Origin of the sequence: Buchnera aphidicola (Mollitrichosiphum nigrofasciatum) (assembly GCF_039388045.1) — a bacterium.
In the GTDB taxonomy this organism is placed as follows: domain Bacteria; phylum Pseudomonadota; class Gammaproteobacteria; order Enterobacterales; family Enterobacteriaceae; genus Buchnera_K; species Buchnera_K aphidicola_B.
This window is the reverse complement of record NZ_CP135015.1, coordinates 28,680-48,329: the sequence shown is the minus strand read 5'-3', so window position 1 is coordinate 48,329 and position 19,650 is coordinate 28,680. Positions and strand designations below refer to the sequence as shown.

At 24.5% G+C, this 19,650-nt stretch carries 14 protein-coding genes and 4 tRNA genes; 15 read left to right on the top strand and 3 right to left on the bottom strand.

Features of this window, described 5'->3' with window-relative positions; genetic code table 11:
- Positions 1-5 precede the first annotated feature (5 nt).
- Positions 6-1,022 (bottom strand): tRNA (adenosine(37)-N6)-threonylcarbamoyltransferase complex transferase subunit TsaD, encoded by a 1,017-nt coding sequence (gene tsaD / locus RJT30_RS00225; protein ID WP_343190351.1) that lies wholly within the window; start codon positions 1,020-1,022, stop codon positions 6-8.
- A gap of 109 nt (positions 1,023-1,131) precedes the next feature.
- On the opposite strand from tsaD, the gene rpsU reads away from it, so the two are divergent.
- From rpsU to rpoD, 3 genes are all read left to right on the top strand, one after another.
- A complete protein-coding gene (gene rpsU, locus RJT30_RS00220) occupies positions 1,132-1,386 on the top strand; it encodes a 30S ribosomal protein S21 (RefSeq protein WP_343190350.1) in 255 nt (84 codons plus the stop codon).
- Complete coding sequence (dnaG, locus tag RJT30_RS00215) at positions 1,383-3,107, top strand: DNA primase (RefSeq protein WP_343190349.1); 1,725 nt, start codon at positions 1,383-1,385, stop codon at positions 3,105-3,107. The genes rpsU and dnaG overlap by 4 nt, the downstream gene beginning before the upstream one ends.
- A 126-nt stretch (positions 3,108-3,233) precedes the next feature.
- Positions 3,234-5,081 (top strand): RNA polymerase sigma factor RpoD, encoded by a 1,848-nt coding sequence (gene rpoD, locus RJT30_RS00210; RefSeq protein ID WP_343190348.1) that lies wholly within the window; start codon positions 3,234-3,236, stop codon positions 5,079-5,081.
- 99 nt (positions 5,082-5,180) lie between these two features.
- Here rpoD and cysE read toward each other — a convergent pair whose 3' ends face one another.
- Positions 5,181-5,918, bottom strand: a complete 738-nt coding sequence (gene cysE / locus RJT30_RS00205) for a serine O-acetyltransferase (RefSeq protein ID WP_343190347.1) — start codon at positions 5,916-5,918, stop codon at positions 5,181-5,183.
- A 323-nt stretch (positions 5,919-6,241) separates the two neighbouring features.
- On the bottom strand, positions 6,242-7,132 hold the full coding sequence (gene metF, locus RJT30_RS00200; protein WP_343190346.1) for a methylenetetrahydrofolate reductase: 891 nt from the start codon (positions 7,130-7,132) through the stop codon (positions 6,242-6,244).
- Positions 7,133-7,672: 540 nt separating this feature from the next.
- On the opposite strand from metF, the gene RJT30_RS00195 reads away from it, so the two are divergent.
- The 12 genes from RJT30_RS00195 (at position 7,673) to rpoC (ending at position 19,611) form a co-directional block, all read left to right on the top strand.
- Positions 7,673-7,745: transfer RNA gene (locus tag RJT30_RS00195), tRNA-Thr, on the top strand.
- Between the two features lie 4 nt (positions 7,746-7,749).
- Positions 7,750-7,831 (top strand) — tRNA-Tyr (locus tag RJT30_RS00190).
- A 6-nt stretch (positions 7,832-7,837) separates the two neighbouring features.
- A tRNA-Gly gene (locus tag RJT30_RS00185) sits at positions 7,838-7,909 on the top strand.
- Between the two features lie 6 nt (positions 7,910-7,915).
- Positions 7,916-7,988 (top strand) — tRNA-Thr (locus RJT30_RS00180).
- Positions 7,989-8,130: 142 nt separating this feature from the next.
- Positions 8,131-8,325, top strand: a complete 195-nt coding sequence (gene secE, locus RJT30_RS00175) for a preprotein translocase subunit SecE (RefSeq protein WP_343190345.1) — start codon at positions 8,131-8,133, stop codon at positions 8,323-8,325.
- Between the two features lie 6 nt (positions 8,326-8,331).
- Positions 8,332-8,871 carry a transcription termination/antitermination protein NusG gene (gene nusG / locus RJT30_RS00170; RefSeq protein ID WP_343190344.1) on the top strand — a complete coding sequence of 180 codons (540 nt, stop codon included), beginning with the start codon at positions 8,332-8,334 and terminating at the stop codon, positions 8,869-8,871.
- A gap of 36 nt (positions 8,872-8,907) precedes the next feature.
- The gene (gene rplK, locus RJT30_RS00165; RefSeq protein WP_343190343.1) at positions 8,908-9,357 is read left to right on the top strand and encodes a 50S ribosomal protein L11; all 450 of its coding nucleotides are present in this window, start codon (positions 8,908-8,910) and stop codon (positions 9,355-9,357) included.
- Positions 9,341-10,033, top strand: coding sequence for a 50S ribosomal protein L1 (gene rplA, locus RJT30_RS00160; RefSeq protein WP_343190342.1), 693 nt, complete (start codon positions 9,341-9,343; stop codon positions 10,031-10,033). The genes rplK and rplA overlap by 17 nt, the downstream gene beginning before the upstream one ends.
- Positions 10,034-10,191: 158 nt before the next feature.
- Entirely contained in the window at positions 10,192-10,695 is a 504-nt protein-coding gene (gene rplJ, locus RJT30_RS00155) for a 50S ribosomal protein L10 (protein ID WP_343190341.1), read from the top strand.
- Positions 10,696-10,750: 55 nt separating this feature from the next.
- Positions 10,751-11,119, top strand: a complete 369-nt coding sequence (rplL, locus tag RJT30_RS00150) for a 50S ribosomal protein L7/L12 (RefSeq protein ID WP_343190340.1) — start codon at positions 10,751-10,753, stop codon at positions 11,117-11,119.
- Positions 11,120-11,321: 202 nt separating this feature from the next.
- Positions 11,322-15,356, top strand: coding sequence for a DNA-directed RNA polymerase subunit beta (gene rpoB, locus RJT30_RS00145; RefSeq protein WP_343190339.1), 4,035 nt, complete (start codon positions 11,322-11,324; stop codon positions 15,354-15,356).
- Between the two features lie 76 nt (positions 15,357-15,432).
- Positions 15,433-19,611 carry a DNA-directed RNA polymerase subunit beta' gene (gene rpoC / locus RJT30_RS00140; protein WP_343190501.1) on the top strand — a complete coding sequence of 1,393 codons (4,179 nt, stop codon included), beginning with the start codon at positions 15,433-15,435 and terminating at the stop codon, positions 19,609-19,611.
- Positions 19,612-19,650 lie beyond the last annotated feature (39 nt).

The window sequence follows — 19,650 nt, the reverse complement described above, 5'->3', positions numbered from 1 at the left end:
TTAAATTAAAATTCTTGTAATTGTTCAAGTGACCATTTGGGTTTAACTATTATATTATATTGTTTATTATTTTTAAAACGTAAATAACCCATATACGCAATCATAGCTGCATTATCAGTACAATATTTTATTTCAGGAAAAAATACTTTGCAATTGTATTTATTCATAATTAATATCATTTTCTCTCTAAAAAAAATATTAGCACTTACTCCGCCTGAAACAACTATTTTTTTATAACCAGTATATTTAATTGCTTTAATACATTTCAAAATTACAGAATCAAAAATAGCATTTTCAAATTCTTTTGCAATATCACATAAAGATTGTAAATTATTATTATACTTTTTAATAAATTTAGAAACACAAGTTTTTAAACCTGAAAAACTAAAATTAAAACTAGAATTATGCATCATCGGTCTAGGAAAATGAAATTTACCTATATTCCCTTTTTTAGAAAATACAGAAATTTTAGAACCACCAGGATAATCTAAATTTAATAAATTTGCTATTTTATCAAGAACATCACCAATAGAATCATCAAGTGTGGTTCCTAAAATTTTATAATTTCCTAAATTTTTCGCTTGTATTAATTGTGTATGACCTCCAGATATCAATAATCCTAAAAAATTCATACGTGGAATATTTAAACTTTTTTCAATAAAAGGAGATAATAAATGCGCTTCCATATGATGTACTTTTATAATAGGTATATTTAATATAAAAGCTAATGATACTGCTACTGCAGCGCCAATAAATAATGAACTAACCATTCCAGGTCCTGCAGTATAAGATATAGCATTTATGCTATAAATACTTAAATTAGATTGTGATAAAATTATATTTATAATTTTATCAATTATCGATAAATGTTGACATGCTGCAAGTTCAGGCACAATACCTTTATAACGCATATGTAACGAATGTTGATTATACTTATAATTACATATTAATAAATCATTTTTAGAATCATAAATTGCAACACAAGTATCATCACAAGAAGTTTCTATTCCTAAAATTTTCATATTTTCCTTATAAATATTTTTAAATACTAAAATCATTAAAAAATTTTACAAAAATAATTAAAATTAGTATATAATATAAAAACAAAAAATAAAACAAACAGAGGAAACTATGCCAGTAATAAAAATTCGAGAAAACGAACCATTTGATATTGCTTTAAGAAGATTTAAACGTGCTTGTGAAAAAGCAGGTATATTATCAGAAATGAGAAGAAGAGAATTTTATGAAAAACCAACAACAGCAAGAAAACGCGCAAAATCTTCAGCAATTAAACGTTTGGCAAAAAAATTATCAAGAGAAAATGCAAAACGAGTAAGATTTTACTNAAAAAAAAAAATTTTAACAAAATATAACATAACCATATGAAAAAATATATTTCTAAAAATTACATTCATGAAATCATTTCTAAAACTAATATTATTGATTTAATTAAATCATATATTTTAATAAAAAAAAAAGGAAAACAATATCAAGCATGTTGCCCATTTCACGTAGAAAAAGTCCCTTCATTTACAATAAATGAAGAAAAACAATTTTATTATTGTTTTGGATGCCATGCTCATGGAAATGTTATTGATTTTTTAATGAATTACGAACAATTAAATTTTATAGAAACTATTGAATATTTGTCAACATTACATAATATACCAATATGTTATACAAATAATACAAAAAATTTCAACAATATTTATAAAAAACGCCAAAATTTATTTAAACATGCACATAAAATATCTATAATATATCAAAAAAATCTAATAAAAAACAAAAAAGCAAAAAAATACCTTCAAAACAGAAAAATAAATGAACAAACAATAAATTTATTTAAATTAGGTTTTGCCTCTACAAATTATGCAAAAATAGATATAAATAATAATAAGAAACATAAAATACAAAAAATACTTCAAAAAACAGGTATTTTAATTAAAAAAAAAAATGGAACTATATTCGATTTATTATACCAAAGAATAATATTTCCAATACGTGATAAATTTGGTAAAGTAAATGGATTTGGAGGTAGAGTAATAAATAACAATCAACCAAAATATTTAAATTCTGCTGAAACAGAAATATTTAATAAAAAACAACAATTATATGGTTTATATGAATTACTACAAATTACAAAAAATCCTAAAAAAATAATTGTAGTTGAAGGATATTTAGATGTATTAACATTATTTCAACATAACATAAATTACGCTACTGCTATATTAGGCACAAATATAAATAATCACCATATTGTAACATTATTCCGTTATACAAATGAAATCATTTATTGTTATGATAACGATGATGCAGGAAATAAAGCTGCTTGGAATACTTTAAAAAAAGTATTGCCATATATAGATAATGCACGTATAGTAAAATTTATTTTTCTACCAAAAGGCGAAGATCCTGATACCATAATCCAAAAGGAAGGAATTAAAAAATTTAAAAAAAGAATTAAAAAAGCAAAAACTTTATCTAGTTATTTATTTAAAAAAATATTAAAAAAAAAAAAAATACAATCAACAGAAGAAAAAACAAAATTTAGTTCTAAAATTATACCATTAATAAATACAATACCAAATAACATTATGAGATTTTATTTATATAAAAAATTAGGAAATAAAATAGGTGTTTTAGATATAAATAAATTTAATTATTTTCCAATTAAAAAAATTAAAAAAAAAAAAAAAACAAAAATAAAAAACATATTTATTTTAATTAGTTTATTAGTACAAAATCCAAGATTAGCGAATATAATCCCCTCAATATTTGAATTAAAATATTTAAAATTTAATGGTATCAAAACATTTAAAAAAATAGTACAATTATGTATAAAAAACAAAAAAATAACTACAGGACAAATTTTAGAATACTACAGAGGTAAAAAAACAGAGAAAATATTAAAAATATTATCTATATGGGATCATTTAGTACATCATAATTCTATTGAAATTTTTTTTTTAGATACATTAATCATGATTTTTAATAAAAAATTAAAAAATATACAAAAAAAACTAATTGAAAAAGATCGAAAATCCCAGTTAAATAAAGTAGAAAAATGCGAATTTTGGTTAATAAATAAAGAATTAAAAAAAAAATAAAAATTTCTCTTTACAATTTACTTTTTTTATTTTAAATAGATATAAATGATATTTAAAATAAATATTAATATTCAATATAATTAAATATTTAATAATTTTATATTACTGATAATTATAAATCAAAACATGAAAAAATTTATAAAATCCAGTTCACAGTCACAATTCAAGCTTTTAGTGAAAGAAGGTAAAAAAAAAGGTTATTTAACCTATAATGACGTGAATGATTATTTACCAAAAAAAATGGTAGATTCAGCACAAATTGAAGAAATTATAAATATGATAAATAATATAGGAATTCAAGTAGTAGAAGAAGCTCCAGATTCAGATGAAATAATATTAAATCCAATTCCTGTAAATGATGAAGATGTAGTAGAAGCTACAGCTCAGGCTTTATCTACTGTCGAATCAGAAATGGGTCGAACAACTGATCCAGTTAGAATGTATATGAGAGAAATGGGCACAGTTGGTTTACTAACAAGAGATGGTGAAATAAACATAGCAAAAAGAATTGAAGAAGGTATAAATTTAGTACAATGTTCTATTGCAGAATATCCAGAAGCAATACATTATTTATTAAAACAATATAAACGCGTAGAATTAGGTGAAATAAAATTATCTGAATTAATAACAGGATTTATTGATCCAAATATAGAAAAAATAATAAATCCAATTTTATACAATCAAAAATCTGAATTTTTAGAAAATCATACAATAGACATAGAACATATGAAACATACAGAAGAAAGCTCAGAACATGATAATATCATTGATCCTATAATCGCCAAAAAGAAATTTAATCTACTATTGAAACAATATAAAAAAACAATTGCTATTATAAAAAATAAAAAAAACCATAATTTATCACGCAATGAAGCTATATGTAATTTATCTGAAACATTTAAACAATTTAGATTTGTTCCTAAGCAATTTGAAAATTTAGTAAACAGTATGCGTAATATAATAAAAAAAATACGCAAACAAGAAAGACAAATTTTGAAATTATGCGTAGAAAAATGTCAAATGCCAAAAAAAAATTTTATAAAAATATATAATACAAAAAAAGATAATAAAAAATGGTTTGAAATTGCTCAAAAAATGAATAAACCATGGTCCAAAAAATTACTATCAGTTAAAAAAAAAGTAAATATCTGTTTAAAAGAATTATCCAAAATAGAAAAAAAGAATGGTTTAAGTATAAATAAAATAAAAGATATTAATAAAAGAATGACCATAGGCGAGGCAAAAGCAAAAAGAGCTAAAAAAGATATGGTTGAAGCTAATTTAAGATTAGTTATTTCTATTGCAAAAAAATATACAAATAGAGGTTTGCAATTTCTAGATCTCATACAAGAAGGTAATATTGGTTTAATGAAGGCTGTAGATAAATTTGAATATCGTAGAGGATATAAATTCTCCACTTACGCAACATGGTGGATTAGACAAGCAATTACTAGATCTATAGCTGATCAAGCAAGAACAATCAGAATTCCTGTCCATATGATCGAAACAATTAATAAATTAAATAGAATTACTAGACAAATGATACAAGAAATAGGACATGATCCAAATGCTGAAGAATTAGCTGAAAAAATGTTAATTCCTGAAGAAAAAATAAGAAAAGTATTAAAAATAGCAAAAGAACCAATATCCATGGAAACCCCCATTGGAGATGATGATGAATCACATTTAGGAGATTTTATAGAAGATACAACATTAGAATTACCTATAGAATCAGCAACTTCAAAAAGCTTAAAATCAGTAACAAATAATATATTATCGAGTTTAACTGCAAGAGAGGCACAAGTATTAAGAATGCGATTTGGGATTGATATGAATACCAACCATACTTTAGAAGAAGTAGGTAAACAATTTAATGTAACAAGAGAACGTATACGTCAAATAGAAGCTAAAGCCCTTAGAAAATTAAGACATCCTAGTAGATCAGAAATACTACGTAGTTTTCTAGATGAATAAAATAACTTAATTAAACTATTATCAAATAATATAAAAAAATAATTTGATAATAGAATAATTATATTTTAAAATATATTATAGAAAACTTTATTTAAAAAATTAATTTACGACTTTAGCAGGAATACCTACTGCAGTTTTGTAAGGTGGTATAGAATATAAAACAACAGCTCCAGCACCTATTTTCGCACCTATACCTATATTAATATCACCTAAGACAGTAGCTCCAGAACCAATTATAACACCTTTACAAATTTTAGGATGACGAATACCTAAGGTTTTTCCTGTACTACCTAAAGTAACTGATTGTAAAATAGAAACATCATCATCAATAACTGCAGTTTCACCAATAACAATTCCATTAGCATGATCAAAAAAAACACCTGAACCAATTCTTGCTGCAGGATGAATATCAATAGAGTAAAGCATTGATACTTGATTTTGCAAATATAATGCTAAAGAACGACGTTTATTGTTCCATAAATAATGCCCAATACGATGCATTTGTAAAGCATGAAAACCTTTAAAATATAGTAAAGGAGTAGAAAATAAATCTACAACAGGATCTATATTATATATAACTTTAATGTCTCTAATTATTGAAAATATTATTAATTTATTGTTTACAAATATTTTTTCAAATAAATTTCTTAAAGAAGAAAAAGAAAGTAAATTATTGCTTATTTTTTTTGAAAGAATATAACTTAAAGAACTAATAAAATTTTTGTGTTGCAAAATATTTTTAAAATAAAATTTTGATAAAATAGAATCTTGTATAATTAATGTAGATACTTCTTTTTTAATGTTAAACCAAAAATTTTTTATAATATTATCGTACATTTTTAATCCCAAAAAAAAATAAAATAACAATATAAAAATTTATTTAATAAAAAATATTGTTATAATTTTAAAAAATAATATAATTATATTATATAAAATATTAAAATTTTAAATAAATATATAAGAAATCTTATAATTTTGTAAATAAGAATACGCTCCTTATAAAAAAGTAATACTTAATTAATATAATTAAGAAAAATTTTTAAAAAATTTTATTTAAATAAAATGAAAAAAACATGAATTATTATAAATTATATAATATTTTAAAATTATATATTTCTAATAAATATCTATAAAAAATTTTTAAAAATATTAACTATAATTTACATTAATTTATAATAAGAACCTAAAAAATGAAAAATTGGATATATTATTTCTAATTTATTTAAAGTATAAAAATGAAAATCTCGCACACCTTCATTGTATAATTTTTTTAACATATCTATAGCTATACTAAAACCTAACATACTACGTGTAATAGGATCATTATCTAAACCTTCATACATATTTAATATATATTTAGGGATATAGACATTAGTTAAAGAAGAAAAACGTTTTAATTGATGTATGTCCAATATCGGTAATATACCAGGTATAATTTTTTTATTTATACCGTTTGCAACGCACAGATCTCTAAAGAACAAGAATTTATCCGCATCAAAAAAAAACTGTGTAATAGCTCCAATAGCCCCTGCATCTATTTTTTTTTTTAAATTAATTAAATCAAAATGAGCACTTTTTGCTTCCGGATGAACTTCTGGATAAGCAGCAACAAAAATTTTAAAATTAGCTATTTTTTTTAAAAAACATACTAAATCTAAAGCATAAATATCTTTTTTAATAGCATTAATAGGATAATCACCTCGTAAAGCTATAATACTTTTAATACCATTATTCCAATAATTTTCAGCAATTTTTTGTATTTGACCAAAAGTTAAATCCACACACGTTAAATGAGGAATAGTTTTTATTTTAGTATTTTTTTTAATTGAAAGAACAGTGTCTCTAGTAAGATTACGTTCTCCAGAATTAGCACCATAAGTCACAGAAAAAAAAAAAGGATTAAAAAATGATAACCTTTTAGTAATAGATAATAATTTATCAAAATTTTTTTTATTAGATGAAGGAAAAAATTCACAAGAAATATTAATATTTTTAAAATCTAAAAGTGAAGTATTTATTTTTTCTAAATGTATATCATTTAAATAATTCATAAAATTATCCTTATAATTACTCACATAATAAATATTAATTCAATAATTAAAATATATAAAAACTAACATGTAATTATAAAAATAATAAATAATATTTAAATATTGAAAATAATAATAAAAACTAGCTAAATATAAAATACTTAAAATTTAAATAAAATTTATAATACTTTTATGTAAAAAAAAAAGTAAAGAAATTAAATGCTTAAATTTATCAAGCATTGTAATTTTATTTAAAAAAAATTTACATATAACATTAAATTAAATAAAAATTTCAATCTATGTAAAAATATTTTAAAAAATTTCATGTAATTACAATACATAAAGTATAATAACTGAAAATGAAATATCAAAAATTTATAAAATATTTTAAAATTAATACTTTAAACCAAATAAAATTTCAAAGATATAATTAAAAAATTTATTATTATTAAAAATAAATTTATTGAAAATTATTAATAAAAATGTAAAATAGATAAATATTTTGTTGCATTAAAAATAATATATTGTAATATATATATTTCAATAATTTAAAATAATTTAGCCGGCTTAGCTCAGTTGGTAGAGCAACTGACTTGTAATCAGTAGGTCACCAGTTCAATTCCGGTAGCCGGCAAATAGGTGGGATTCCCGAGTGGCTAAAGGGAGCAGACTGTAAATCTGCCGTCATCGACTTCGAAGGTTCGAATCCTTCTCCCACCAAAATTCGCGAACATAATATAATGGTCATTATCTCAACCTTCCAAGTTGATAATGCGGGTTCGATTCCCGCTGTTCGCTTATAAGGCTGATATGGCTCAGTAGGAAGAGCACGTTCTTGGTAAGAACGAGGTCCCCAGTTCAAATCTGGGTATCAGCAACAATACACGCACTAAAATACACGCTGTAATTAATAAAAAAAATATATATTCAAATAAAAAGAAATTAAATATTAAAAAAAATATATTAATAATTATACATAATGAAATTTTAATAATTGGATATATATTATATATATTAAAATGAGTAAAAAAATATTCACATTAATAAACAAATTAAAAAATGAAATAAATAAAATTGTTTGGCCTAATGCAAAAGAAACTTTATATACAACTTTGATGATTTGTGTAATTACTATAACCGTTTCCTTATTATTATGGGGTATAGATAACATTTTATTTTATATTACATCCTTAATAATTAATTTCAGGTTTTAAATAAAAATGCACAAAAAAAAAAAATGGTATGTTGTTCAAGCTGTCTCAGGTTGCGAACAACGTATAGTAACATTACTCCAAGAAAATATTAAAAACAAAAAAATGGAAGATAAATTTGGAAAAATTTTAATTCCTGCAGAAAAAGTAACAGAAATGAAACATGGAAAAAAAAAAAATAGTGAATGTAAATTTTTTCCAGGATATATTTTAATTAATATGATTATGAATGATTTCAATTGGCATTTAGTAAAAAATATACCTAAAGTATTAGGATTTATTGGAGGCACGTCAGATAGACCTTGTGCAGTTAGTAAAAAAGAAATAAATCTAATAATTAAAAAACTGAAAAAAATAGGAAATAAAACACGTCCAAAAACCATATTTCAAAAAGGCGAAAAAGTCCGCGTAAATAATGGTCCTTTTATTGATTTTAACGGTACTGTAGAAGAAGTCGATTATGATAAAAATCGTTTAAAAGTGTCTATATCAATTTTTGGAAGATCGACTCCAGTAGAATTAAATTTTGCACAAGTAGAAAAAAACTAACAATCAAATCAAAATTTTAAAATATTAAGAAATATTATGATTAAAAAAATACAAAGTTATATAAAATTACAAGTTCCTGCCCAACAAGCTAATCCTAGCCCCCCTATAGGACCTGCATTAGGACAAAAAGGAATAAATATAATAGAATTTTGTAAATTATTTAATGAAAAAACAAAAAATATTGAAACAGGTTTACCAATACCAGTTATAATAACAGTATTTTTAGATAAATCTTTTACATTTATAACTAAAACACCTCCCGCTGCAATATTATTAAAAAAATTTGCTGGAATTAAAAAAGGTTCAAAAAAAACAAAACAAGAACAAATAGGTGATATTTCATATAAAGATATAAAAAAAATAGCAAAAATGAAAATGCAAGATCTAACTGGAAATAATATAAAAAAAATGATTAAATGCATAAAAGGAACAGCTATATCAATCGGTTTAAATATTATAGACAAAAAAAATGAAAACAAAATTTAAAAAAACAAACACAAATACTTTAAAAAAAATAAAAAAAAAAAAAAATAGTTTTCTTTCATCAATACAATTTTTAAAAAAAATAAATACAACAAATTTTAATACAAGTATTGACGTTTCAATACATTTAAATATTGATTCTAAAAAAACTGAACAAAACATTAAAAGTTATGCAGTATTACCATACGGAAATGGAAAAAAAACAACAATTGCAGCTTTTATTGAACAAGAAAAAAAACATATAGCAGAAAAATCCGGTGCAGATTATATAGGTACAGAAGATTTATTTGACAAAATACAAAAAAAAAAAATAAAATTTGACATAGTTATCGCCACCCCTAAAACAATGCATATAGTAGGAAAATTAGGGACTATATTAGGACCCAAGGGTTTAATGCCGAATATTAAATTTGGAACTATTACAAAAAATATAGCAGAAACTATAAATAACATAAAAAAAGGACAAATATTCTACAAAAATGACAAAAATGGCATAATACATGCTCAGATAGGAAAAATAAATTTCAAAAATGATGAATTGCAAAAAAATTTTGAAATATTTATATCAGAAATAAAGAAAAATAAACCTAGTAAAATAAAAGGGTTGTATATTAAAAAAATTTACTTATCTGCAACTATGTCCCCAGGAATTGAAATAGACTGTACTTTATATAATTAATTATAATAATTTTAAATTCTAAAAATACAAAAAATAAAGTAATTTAAATAATTAATTTTTCATAATTAATAATTTAAAGTAATATAATAATATTCATTAAATAAAAATACAAAAAAACATAAAACATTCACAAGAATAAATCCAGGAAAAAATGAAGTATGGCTTTAAACTTGCAAGAAAAAAAAAAAATTATTTCAGATATTAAAAAAAATACAAATATCGCCTTGTCAGTGATAATTGCTGACTATACAAATATAACTGTAAATAGATTATATAAGCTTAAAAAAATAGCAAAAGAAAAAAAAATAATTATTAATATAGTAAAAAATAATTTATTAAAAATTGCCATTCAAAATACACAATTCTCTTGTTTAAAAAATGCAATAAAAGGACCAACTTTAATAGCCTATGCTTTAAAAAATCCAGGTAGTGCAGCTAGAATTTTTCAAGAATTTGCTAAAGAAAATAAATCATTTAAGATCACAGGTGCTGTATTTGAAAATAAATTACTTAATGAAGAAGAAATAAATTTTCTAGCAAATATGCCTACATATAAAGAAGCAATTGTTAAATTAATAACATTATTAAAAGAAATAACAATAGGAAGATTTGCAAGATTGTTATTTTTATTAAAAAAAAATAAAGAACAAACAATAGAATAATTAAGTATTATACTATATATTCTATAATTAGAGCTACTCTTAGGAAATACTTATAATGTCTCTCACTAAAGAAGAAATTTTAGAATCTATTGAAAATATGTCAGTAAAAAACATGGTTGAACTTATTACAGACATAGAAAAAAAATTTAATATATCTGCTAATTCTCAAATAAACACCAGTAATGAACTAAACAATCAAAAAGAAGAAGAAAAAACAGAATTTAATGTAACTTTAAAAAATATTGGAAAAAATAAAATTCCAGTAATTAAAATAGTTCGCAGTTCTACAAATTTAGGTTTAAAACAAGCTAAAGATCTAGTTGAATCAGCACCAGCGATAATAAAAGAAAAAATAAGTAAAGAAGAAGCGCAAAATTTAAAGAAAAGTTTAGAAGAAGTTGGCGCTGAAATAGAAATTACATAAAATATTTTATTAGTATCCACACTGAATTAAAAATTATATTCGGCTGGTGAATATTCACCAGCCCTATAAAAATAATTAAGTATTTTACATATAAACCAATATAAAATTTAACAATATATTTGCAAAACCATATCCACCTTCTTCACTAATTAAATTTCATTAATATATACATAATCTTAAATTATATAAAACTAGGGAATCTATGGTTTACTCTTACACTGAGAAAAAAAGAATTCGAAAAAGTTTTGGAAAAATACCAAAGATTTTAGAAGTACCCTATTTATTATCTATTCAACTAAATTCTTTTCAAAAATTTATCCAAAAAGACTATAAAGGTAAATACGGATTAAACGCTGCATTAAAATCTATATTTCCAATTTATAGTTATAATAGAAATGTAAAAATAAAATATATTAATTATCGATTAGAAAAAAGTTTATTTAATGTAAAAGAATGTAAAATAAGAGGAACAACATATTCATCTGCTTTACGTGTAACATTAGAATTAATAATATATGAGAAAGATACATCTATAAAAAAAATCGTTAAAAAGAAACAACAACAAGAAGTATATATGGGAGAAATCCCTTTAATGACAAAAAATGGTACATTTGTAGTTAATGGAACTGAAAGAGTGGTTGTATCACAATTACATAGAAGTCCAGGTGTTTTTTTTGATAGTGATAAGGGTAAAACAAATGCTTCAGGAAAAATATTATATAATGCTAGAATTATACCATATAGAGGCTCTTGGTTAGATTTTGAATTTGACTCTAAAGACAATATTTTTGCACGTATAGATAGAAGACGAAAAATACCTGTAACAATAATTTTACGCGCATTAAAATATAATACTGAAGAAATTTTAAATATTTTTTTTGAAAAAAATATTTTTTATATACAAGATAATAATAATTTAAAATTAAAATTAATTCCAGAAAGATTAAATGGAGAAATTATTGCTTTTGATATAATAGTAAATAATAAAGTATATATCAAAAAAAATACTAGAGTTAATTCTAGACATATCAATAAACTCAAAAATAACAATATTACTGAAATAATCGTTCCAAATGAATTTATTATAGGTAGAACAATATGCAAGGATTATATAAACAAAAAAACTGGTGAATATATTATTTTATCTAATATGCCAATAACATTAAGTATATTTAATGAACTTAAAAAAAATAATTACACAGTTATAGAAACAATTTTCACAAATGAAATAGATCATGGAGCATATATATCTAATACTTTACGTATTGATCCCAGTCATGATTATTTCAGTGCTTTAGTGGAAATTTATCGTATTATGAGACCTGGTGAACCCCCAACAAAAGAATCAACAGAAAATTTATTTTCGAGTTTATTTTTTACAGAAGAGAGATATGATTTATCTTCTGTAGGTCGTATGAAATTTAATAATTCTTTATCGAAAAACAAAAAAAAAAAAAAAAACGTTTTAAGTAAAAAAGATATAATTCATGTTATCAAAAAATTAATTAGTATACGTAACGGGTATGGTGCAATTGACGATATTGATCATTTAGGAAATAGAAGAGTTAGATCTGTTGGTGAAATGTCTGAAAATCAATTTAGAGTTGGTTTAATAAGAGTTGAGAGAGCTGTAAAAGAAAGATTATCTTTAGGAGAAATAGACAATATAACACCACAAGATTTAATTAATGCAAAACCAATATCTGCAGCTATAAAAGAATTTTTTAGTTCTAGTCAATTATCACAATTTATGGATCAAAATAATCCACTATCAGCAATTACTCATAAACGAAGAATTTCAGCTTTAGGTATAGGAGGATTAACAAGAGAAAGAGCAGGGTTTGAAGTTAGAGACGTGCATCCAACACATTATGGTAGAGTGTGCCCAATAGAAAGCCCAGAAGGCCCAAATATAGGATTAATAAATTCGTTATCTGTATATGCTAAGACAAATAAATATGGATTTCTAGAAACTCCATACAGAAAAGTAATAAATAAGAAAGTAACAAATGAAGTAAAATATCTTTCTGCAATTGAAGAAGAAAATTATATTATTGCTCAAGCTGATACAAAAGTAGACCATGAAGGTAATATACTTGATAAATTAATTACTTGTAGAAATAAAGGGGAATCAGGATTATTTGCTAGAAAAAAGATACATTATATGGATATTTCAGCGCAACAAATAGTTTCTATTGGAGCTTCTTTAATACCTTTTTTAGAACACAATGACGCAAATAGAGCATTAATGGGCGCAAACATGCAAAGGCAGGCAGTTCCAACTTTAAAATCAGATAAACCATTAGTTGGAACTGGAATGGAAAGAATTGCTGCTATAGATTCTGGAGTTACAATAATTGCAAAAAGGGGAGGGATTATACAATATGCAGATTCATCTAAAATAATAGTTCAAGTAAATGAAGACGAAATGTACTCTGAAGAAGCAGGAATTGATATTTATCATTTAACAAAATACGCACGTTCTAATCAAAATACTTGTATTAATCAAAAACCATGTATTGAAATAGGTGATGAAATAAAATTTGGTGATGTAATTGCAGACGGACCATCAACAGATCTAGGAGAATTAGCATTAGGACAAAATATGCGAGTAGCTTTTATGCCTTGGAATGGATATAATTTTGAAGATTCTATTTTAATTTCTGAAAGAGTTATGCAAGAAGATAGATTTACTAGTATACATATTCAAGAATTATCATGCATTTGTAGAGATACAAAATTAGGAATAGAAGAAATAACAGCAGATATACCTAATATTCCAGAAGCTTCTTTATCTAAATTAGATGTATCAGGAATAGTTTACATTGGAGCAGAAGTAGTTAGTGGAGAGATATTAGTAGGAAAAGTAACCCCTAAAGGAGAAACACAATTAACTCCGGAAGAAAAATTATTACGTGCGATATTTGGGGAAAAAGCTTCAGATGTAAAAGACACGTCTTTACGTGTGCCAAGTGGAATATCTGGAACTGTAATAGATGTGCAAGTTTTTACAAGAGATGGATTAACTAAAGATACAAGAACAATAGAAATTGAAAATATGCAGTACAAAAAAACCCAAAAAGAACTTAAAGAAGAATTAAAAATTTTAGAATTTAGTATATTTCAACGAATTAAAAAAATACTTATATTATCTAACATTAATGAGAATTTTTTAGCAACCATGCTACCAGAAAAATGGTTGACAATTAAACTGTATAAAAAAACACAACAAGCAATATTTTCAAAATTAATTGTACAATATAAAAAATTAAAATATAATTTTGATAAACAATTAAAAGTACAAAAAAAAAAAATCATACATGGTGATGATTTAACTCCTGGTATTTTAAAAGTAGTAAAAATACATCTAGCTGTAAAGCGTTATATACAACCTGGCGATAAAATGGCTGGAAGACATGGAAATAAAGGTGTGATATCTAAAATAAATCCTGTAGAAGATATGCCATATGATATTAACGGAGTACCAGTTGATATTGTATTAAATCCATTAGGCGTGCCTTCAAGAATGAATATAGGACAAATTTTAGAAACACATTTAGGAATGGCTGCGAAAGGAATTGGCGAAAAAATTAATAATATTTTAAAATATAATAAAAAAATATCATTATTACGAAATTTTATACAAAGCGCTTATAATATAGGAAACAAAGTTTATCAAAAAGTTGATTTAAATAAATTTTCTGACAAAGAAATCTTATGTTTAGCTGAAAATTTAAAACAAGGGCTTCCTACTGCTACACCAGTATTTGATGGAGCACAAGAAAAAGAAATAAAAGAATTATTAAAACTTGCAGATATTCCTGAATCCGGACAAATCGCATTATTTGACGGAAGAACGGGAGAAAAATTTGAAAGACCAGTTACTGTAGGATACATGTACATGTTGAAATTAAATCATTTAGTAGACGATAAAATGCATTCTAGATCTACTGGTTCATATAGTTTAGTTACACAACAACCATTAGGCGGTAAAGCGCAATTCGGTGGACAAAGATTTGGAGAAATGGAAGTTTGGGCTTTAGAAGCATACGGAGCGTCATATACTTTACAAGAGATGTTAACTGTAAAATCTGATGATGTCGATGGAAGAACAAAAATGTATAAAAATATAGTTGATGGTAATCACCAAATGGAACCTGGAATGCCAGAATCTTTTAATGTATTATTAAAAGAAATTCGTTCTTTAGGTATTAATATAGAATTAGAAGACAATTAAAAATAAACTCACATCCATATTAATTATAATCATTGTAAAATTTTTTATAATGTTTCATTCTAACGGGAAGCAATCCGTGAAAGATCTATTAAAATTTTTAAAAAAACAAAAAAAAAACCATGACTTTGATGCTATAAAAATAACTTTAGCATCACCAAGAAAAATAAAATCTTGGTCTTTTGGTGAAGTAAAAAAACCAGAAACAATTAATTATAGAACATTTAAACCTGAAAGAGATGGATTATTTTGTGCGCGTATTTTTGGACCAGTAAAAGATTATGAATGTTTATGCGGAAAATATAAACGCTTAAAACATAGAGGTATCATTTGTGAAAAATGTGGAGTTGAAGTAACACAAAATAAAGTTCGACGTGATAGAATGGGGCATATTGAATTAGCTTCACCTGTTGCACATATATGGTTTCTTAAATCTCTTCCTTCGAGAATTGGTTTATTATTAGATATGTCTTTAAGAGATATAGAACGTGTATTATATTTTGAATCATATATTGTAATAGATCCAGGAATGACAAATTTAGAAAAACAACAAATTTTAACTGAGGAACAATATTTAGACTTTTTAGAAGAATTTGGTGATGAATTTAGTGCAAAAATGGGAGCAGAAGCAATTCAAGATTTATTAAAAAATATAAATCTAATTAAAGAAATAAAAATACTTAAAAAAAAAATAATAGATTTAAATTCAGAAACTAAAAGAAAAAAAATAAACAAAAGAATAAAACTATTAGATGATTTTATTCATTCAAAAAATAAACCTGAATGGATGATTTTAACAACTTTACCTGTATTACCGCCAGATTTAAGACCATTAGTTCCATTAGATGGTGGTAGATTTGCAACATCGGACTTAAATGATTTATACAGAAGAGTAATAAATCGTAATAATCGTTTAAAAAGATTATTAGAACTAACAGCACCAGATATCATAATACGTAATGAAAAACGAATGTTACAAGAATCTGTAGACGCTTTATTAGATAATGGTCGAAGAGGAAAAGCAATAATTGGATCTAATAAAAGACCATTAAAATCTTTAGCAGATATGATTAAAGGAAAACAAGGTCGATTTCGTCAAAATTTATTAGGAAAAAGAGTAGATTATTCAGGTCGATCAGTAATTACTGTCGGCCCACATTTGCATTTACATCAATGTGGTTTACCAAAAAAAATGGCATTAGAATTATTTAAACCATTTATCTATGGAAAATTAGAAGTTCGTAATTTAGCAACCACTATTAAATCTGCTAAAAAAATGGTTGAAAAAGAAGAATCAGTAGTTTGGGATATTTTAGATGAAGTAATTAAAGAACATCCTGTGCTTTTAAACCGCGCACCAACATTACATAGGTTAGGTATACAAGCTTTTGAACCAATTTTAATAGAAGGAAAAGCAATACAATTACATCCTTTAGTATGTGCTGCATATAATGCAGATTTTGATGGTGATCAAATGGCAGTACATGTGCCGTTAACATTAGAAGCACAATTAGAAGCTAGAGCATTAATGATGTCAACAAATAATATTTTATCTCCTGCTAATGGTGAACCAATTATAGTACCTTCGCAAGATGTTGTATTAGGTTTATATTATATGACTAGAAAAAAAAGACATAGTAAAGGCGAAGGAATGTTATTAAATAGCCCACAGGAAGCAGAAAAAGCATATTATTCCAATTTAGTAAAATTACATACTTTAGTAAAAGTACGAATAAAAGAGTATGAAAAAATAAAAAAAAACAAATTTTCATCAAACATAAAAATAATAAACACAACTATAGGTAGAGCAATATTATGGATGATAGTTCCTAAAGGCTTATCTTTTAATTTAATTAATAAAACATTAGGAAAAAAAACTATTTCAGATATGTTAAATATTTGTTATCGCTCATTAGGATTAAAAAAAACAGTACGTTTTGCAGATCAAATTATGTACACTGGGTTTTACTATGCTGCTAAATCTGGCGTATCAGTTGGAATTAATGATATAGTTATACCAAATCAAAAAAATGAAATTATAAACAAAACAAATATTGAAGTATCCGAAATACAAGAACAATTTAAATCTGGTTTAGTTACTTCTGGAGAAAAATATAATAAAATAATCGATCTATGGACAAATGCAAATGAAAAAATATCTAATGCTATGATGAAAAATTTATCTACAGAAATGGATAAATATCCTACAGAAATACAAAAACCACAAAAATCTTTTAATAGCATATTCATGATGGCAGATTCAGGAGCTAGAGGTTCAGAGGCTCAAATTAGACAATTAGCTGGTATGCGTGGTTTGATGGCTAAACCAGATGGATCAATAATTGAAACACCTATTATAGCAAATTTTAGAGAAGGATTAAATGTTTTACAATATTTTATTTCTACACATGGAGCTAGAAAAGGTTTAGCAGATACTGCATTAAAAACAGCTAATTCAGGTTATTTAACTAGAAGGTTAGTTGATGTTGCACAAGATTTAGTAATAACCGAAACAGATTGCGGAACAAATGATGGCATTATAATGCATCCTATTATAGAAGGCGGAAATATAAAAGAAACTCTAAAAGACAGAGTTTTAGGACGCGTAACTGTAGAAAATATATATAATAATTTTTCAAATCAAATTATTATTAAAAAAAACACATTATTAAATGAAAAATACTGTGATTTATTAGAACAGAATTCAATTGATACAGTTAAAGTTAGATCCGTTGTACATTGTGAAACAGATTTTGGAATATGTGCATATTGTTATGGAAGAGATTTAGCTAGAGGTAAACTTATTAATCAAGGTGAAGCAATTGGTGTAATTGCAGCGCAATCTATAGGAGAACCTGGTACACAACTTACTATGCGTACTTTTCATATTGGAGGAGCTGCATCAAGATCCGCAACAGAAACAAATATACAAATTAAAAATGATGGTATAATAAAATTAAATAATGTTAAATATGTTATTAATAATTCAAAAAAAATAGTAATTACTGCAAGAAATGTAGAATTAAATATAATAGATCAATATGGAAGAATTAAAGAAAGTTATAAAGTTCCATATGGTTCAATTATGAATAAAAAAGATGGTGAAAAAGTTTTTTCAGGTGAAATAGTGGCTGAATGGGATCCACATACTACTCCAATTATCACTGAAGTAAACGGATATTTAAAATTCATTGATATAATAAACAATCAAAGTGTAATAAAACAAACAGATGAATTAACAGGTTTAACTTCTATTATAGTATTACATACATCTGAACGAAATACTTTAGGGAAAGAACTTCGACCAGCATTAAAAATAATAAATAAAAATAACGAAAATATTTTAATTCCTGGAACAGATGTACCTGCACAATATTTCTTGCCAGGAAATGCTATAATTAATTTAGAAAATAATACTCGAATTCATTCTGGAGATGTATTAGCAAGAATACCTCAAGAATCTATTGGAACGAAAGATATTACTGGAGGTTTACCAAGAGTAGCAGATCTTTTTGAAGCTCGAAAACCCAAAGAAACTGCAATTTTAGCTGAAAAAAGTGGTATAATATCTTTTGGAAAAGAAACAAAAGGTAAAAAAAGATTAATAATTACAACTATAAAAAATAATGTATATGAAATTATGATTCCCAAATGGAAGCAATTAAATGTATTTGAAGGAGAAAAAGTAACAAAAGGAGATAATATAGCAGAAGGACCTGAATCACCACATGATATATTACGTTTAAGAGGAGTTCAAGCTGTTACAGAATACATTGTACATGAAGTACAAGAAGTATATCGTTTACAAGGTGTAAAAATAAACGACAAACACATAGAAGTAATTATTAGACAAATGTTAAGAAAAGGTACAATTATTCATGGAGGTGATTCTAAATTTTTAGAAGGTGAGCAAATAGAATATTCTAAAATACAAAAAACTAATAAAAAACTTGAAAAACAAGGAAAAAATAAAATTTTATTTTTAAGAAATCTACTTGGAATTACTAAAGCTTCACTTGCAACAAATTCTTTTATATCTGCAGCATCCTTTCAAGAAACCACTCGAGTATTAACTGAAGCAGCTGTAGCTGGAAAAATAGATGAATTAAGAGGTTTAAAAGAAAATGTGATAGTTGGTAGATTAATACCAGCTGGAACTGGATATGCTTATCATAAAGAAAGATTAACAAAAAGAAAAATAAGATTACGAAATCTCAAAAAAAATCTATTAAAAAAAACCCCGCTTAAAAAATTATGACATATTTTAATAAAGATTTAAAATTTCATAATTTAAATA

Excerpts from the sequence above, each read along its gene's own strand:
- tsaD (WP_343190351.1), bottom strand. The coding sequence starts at position 1,022 with ATGAAAATTTTAGGAATAGAAACTTCTTGTGATGATACTTGTGTTGCA.
- dnaG (WP_343190349.1), top strand. The coding sequence starts at position 1,383 with ATGAAAAAATATATTTCTAAAAATTACATTCATGAAATCATTTCTAAA.
- rpoD (WP_343190348.1), top strand. The coding sequence starts at position 3,234 with ATGAAAAAATTTATAAAATCCAGTTCACAGTCACAATTCAAGCTTTTA.
- cysE (WP_343190347.1), bottom strand. The coding sequence starts at position 5,918 with ATGTACGATAATATTATAAAAAATTTTTGGTTTAACATTAAAAAAGAA.
- metF (WP_343190346.1), bottom strand. The coding sequence starts at position 7,132 with ATGAATTATTTAAATGATATACATTTAGAAAAAATAAATACTTCACTT.
- secE (WP_343190345.1), top strand. The coding sequence starts at position 8,131 with ATGAGTAAAAAAATATTCACATTAATAAACAAATTAAAAAATGAAATA.
- nusG (WP_343190344.1), top strand. The coding sequence starts at position 8,332 with ATGCACAAAAAAAAAAAATGGTATGTTGTTCAAGCTGTCTCAGGTTGC.
- rplK (WP_343190343.1), top strand. The coding sequence starts at position 8,908 with ATGATTAAAAAAATACAAAGTTATATAAAATTACAAGTTCCTGCCCAA.
- rplA (WP_343190342.1), top strand. The coding sequence starts at position 9,341 with ATGAAAACAAAATTTAAAAAAACAAACACAAATACTTTAAAAAAAATA.
- rplJ (WP_343190341.1), top strand. The coding sequence starts at position 10,192 with ATGGCTTTAAACTTGCAAGAAAAAAAAAAAATTATTTCAGATATTAAA.
- rplL (WP_343190340.1), top strand. The coding sequence starts at position 10,751 with ATGTCTCTCACTAAAGAAGAAATTTTAGAATCTATTGAAAATATGTCA.
- rpoB (WP_343190339.1), top strand. The coding sequence starts at position 11,322 with ATGGTTTACTCTTACACTGAGAAAAAAAGAATTCGAAAAAGTTTTGGA.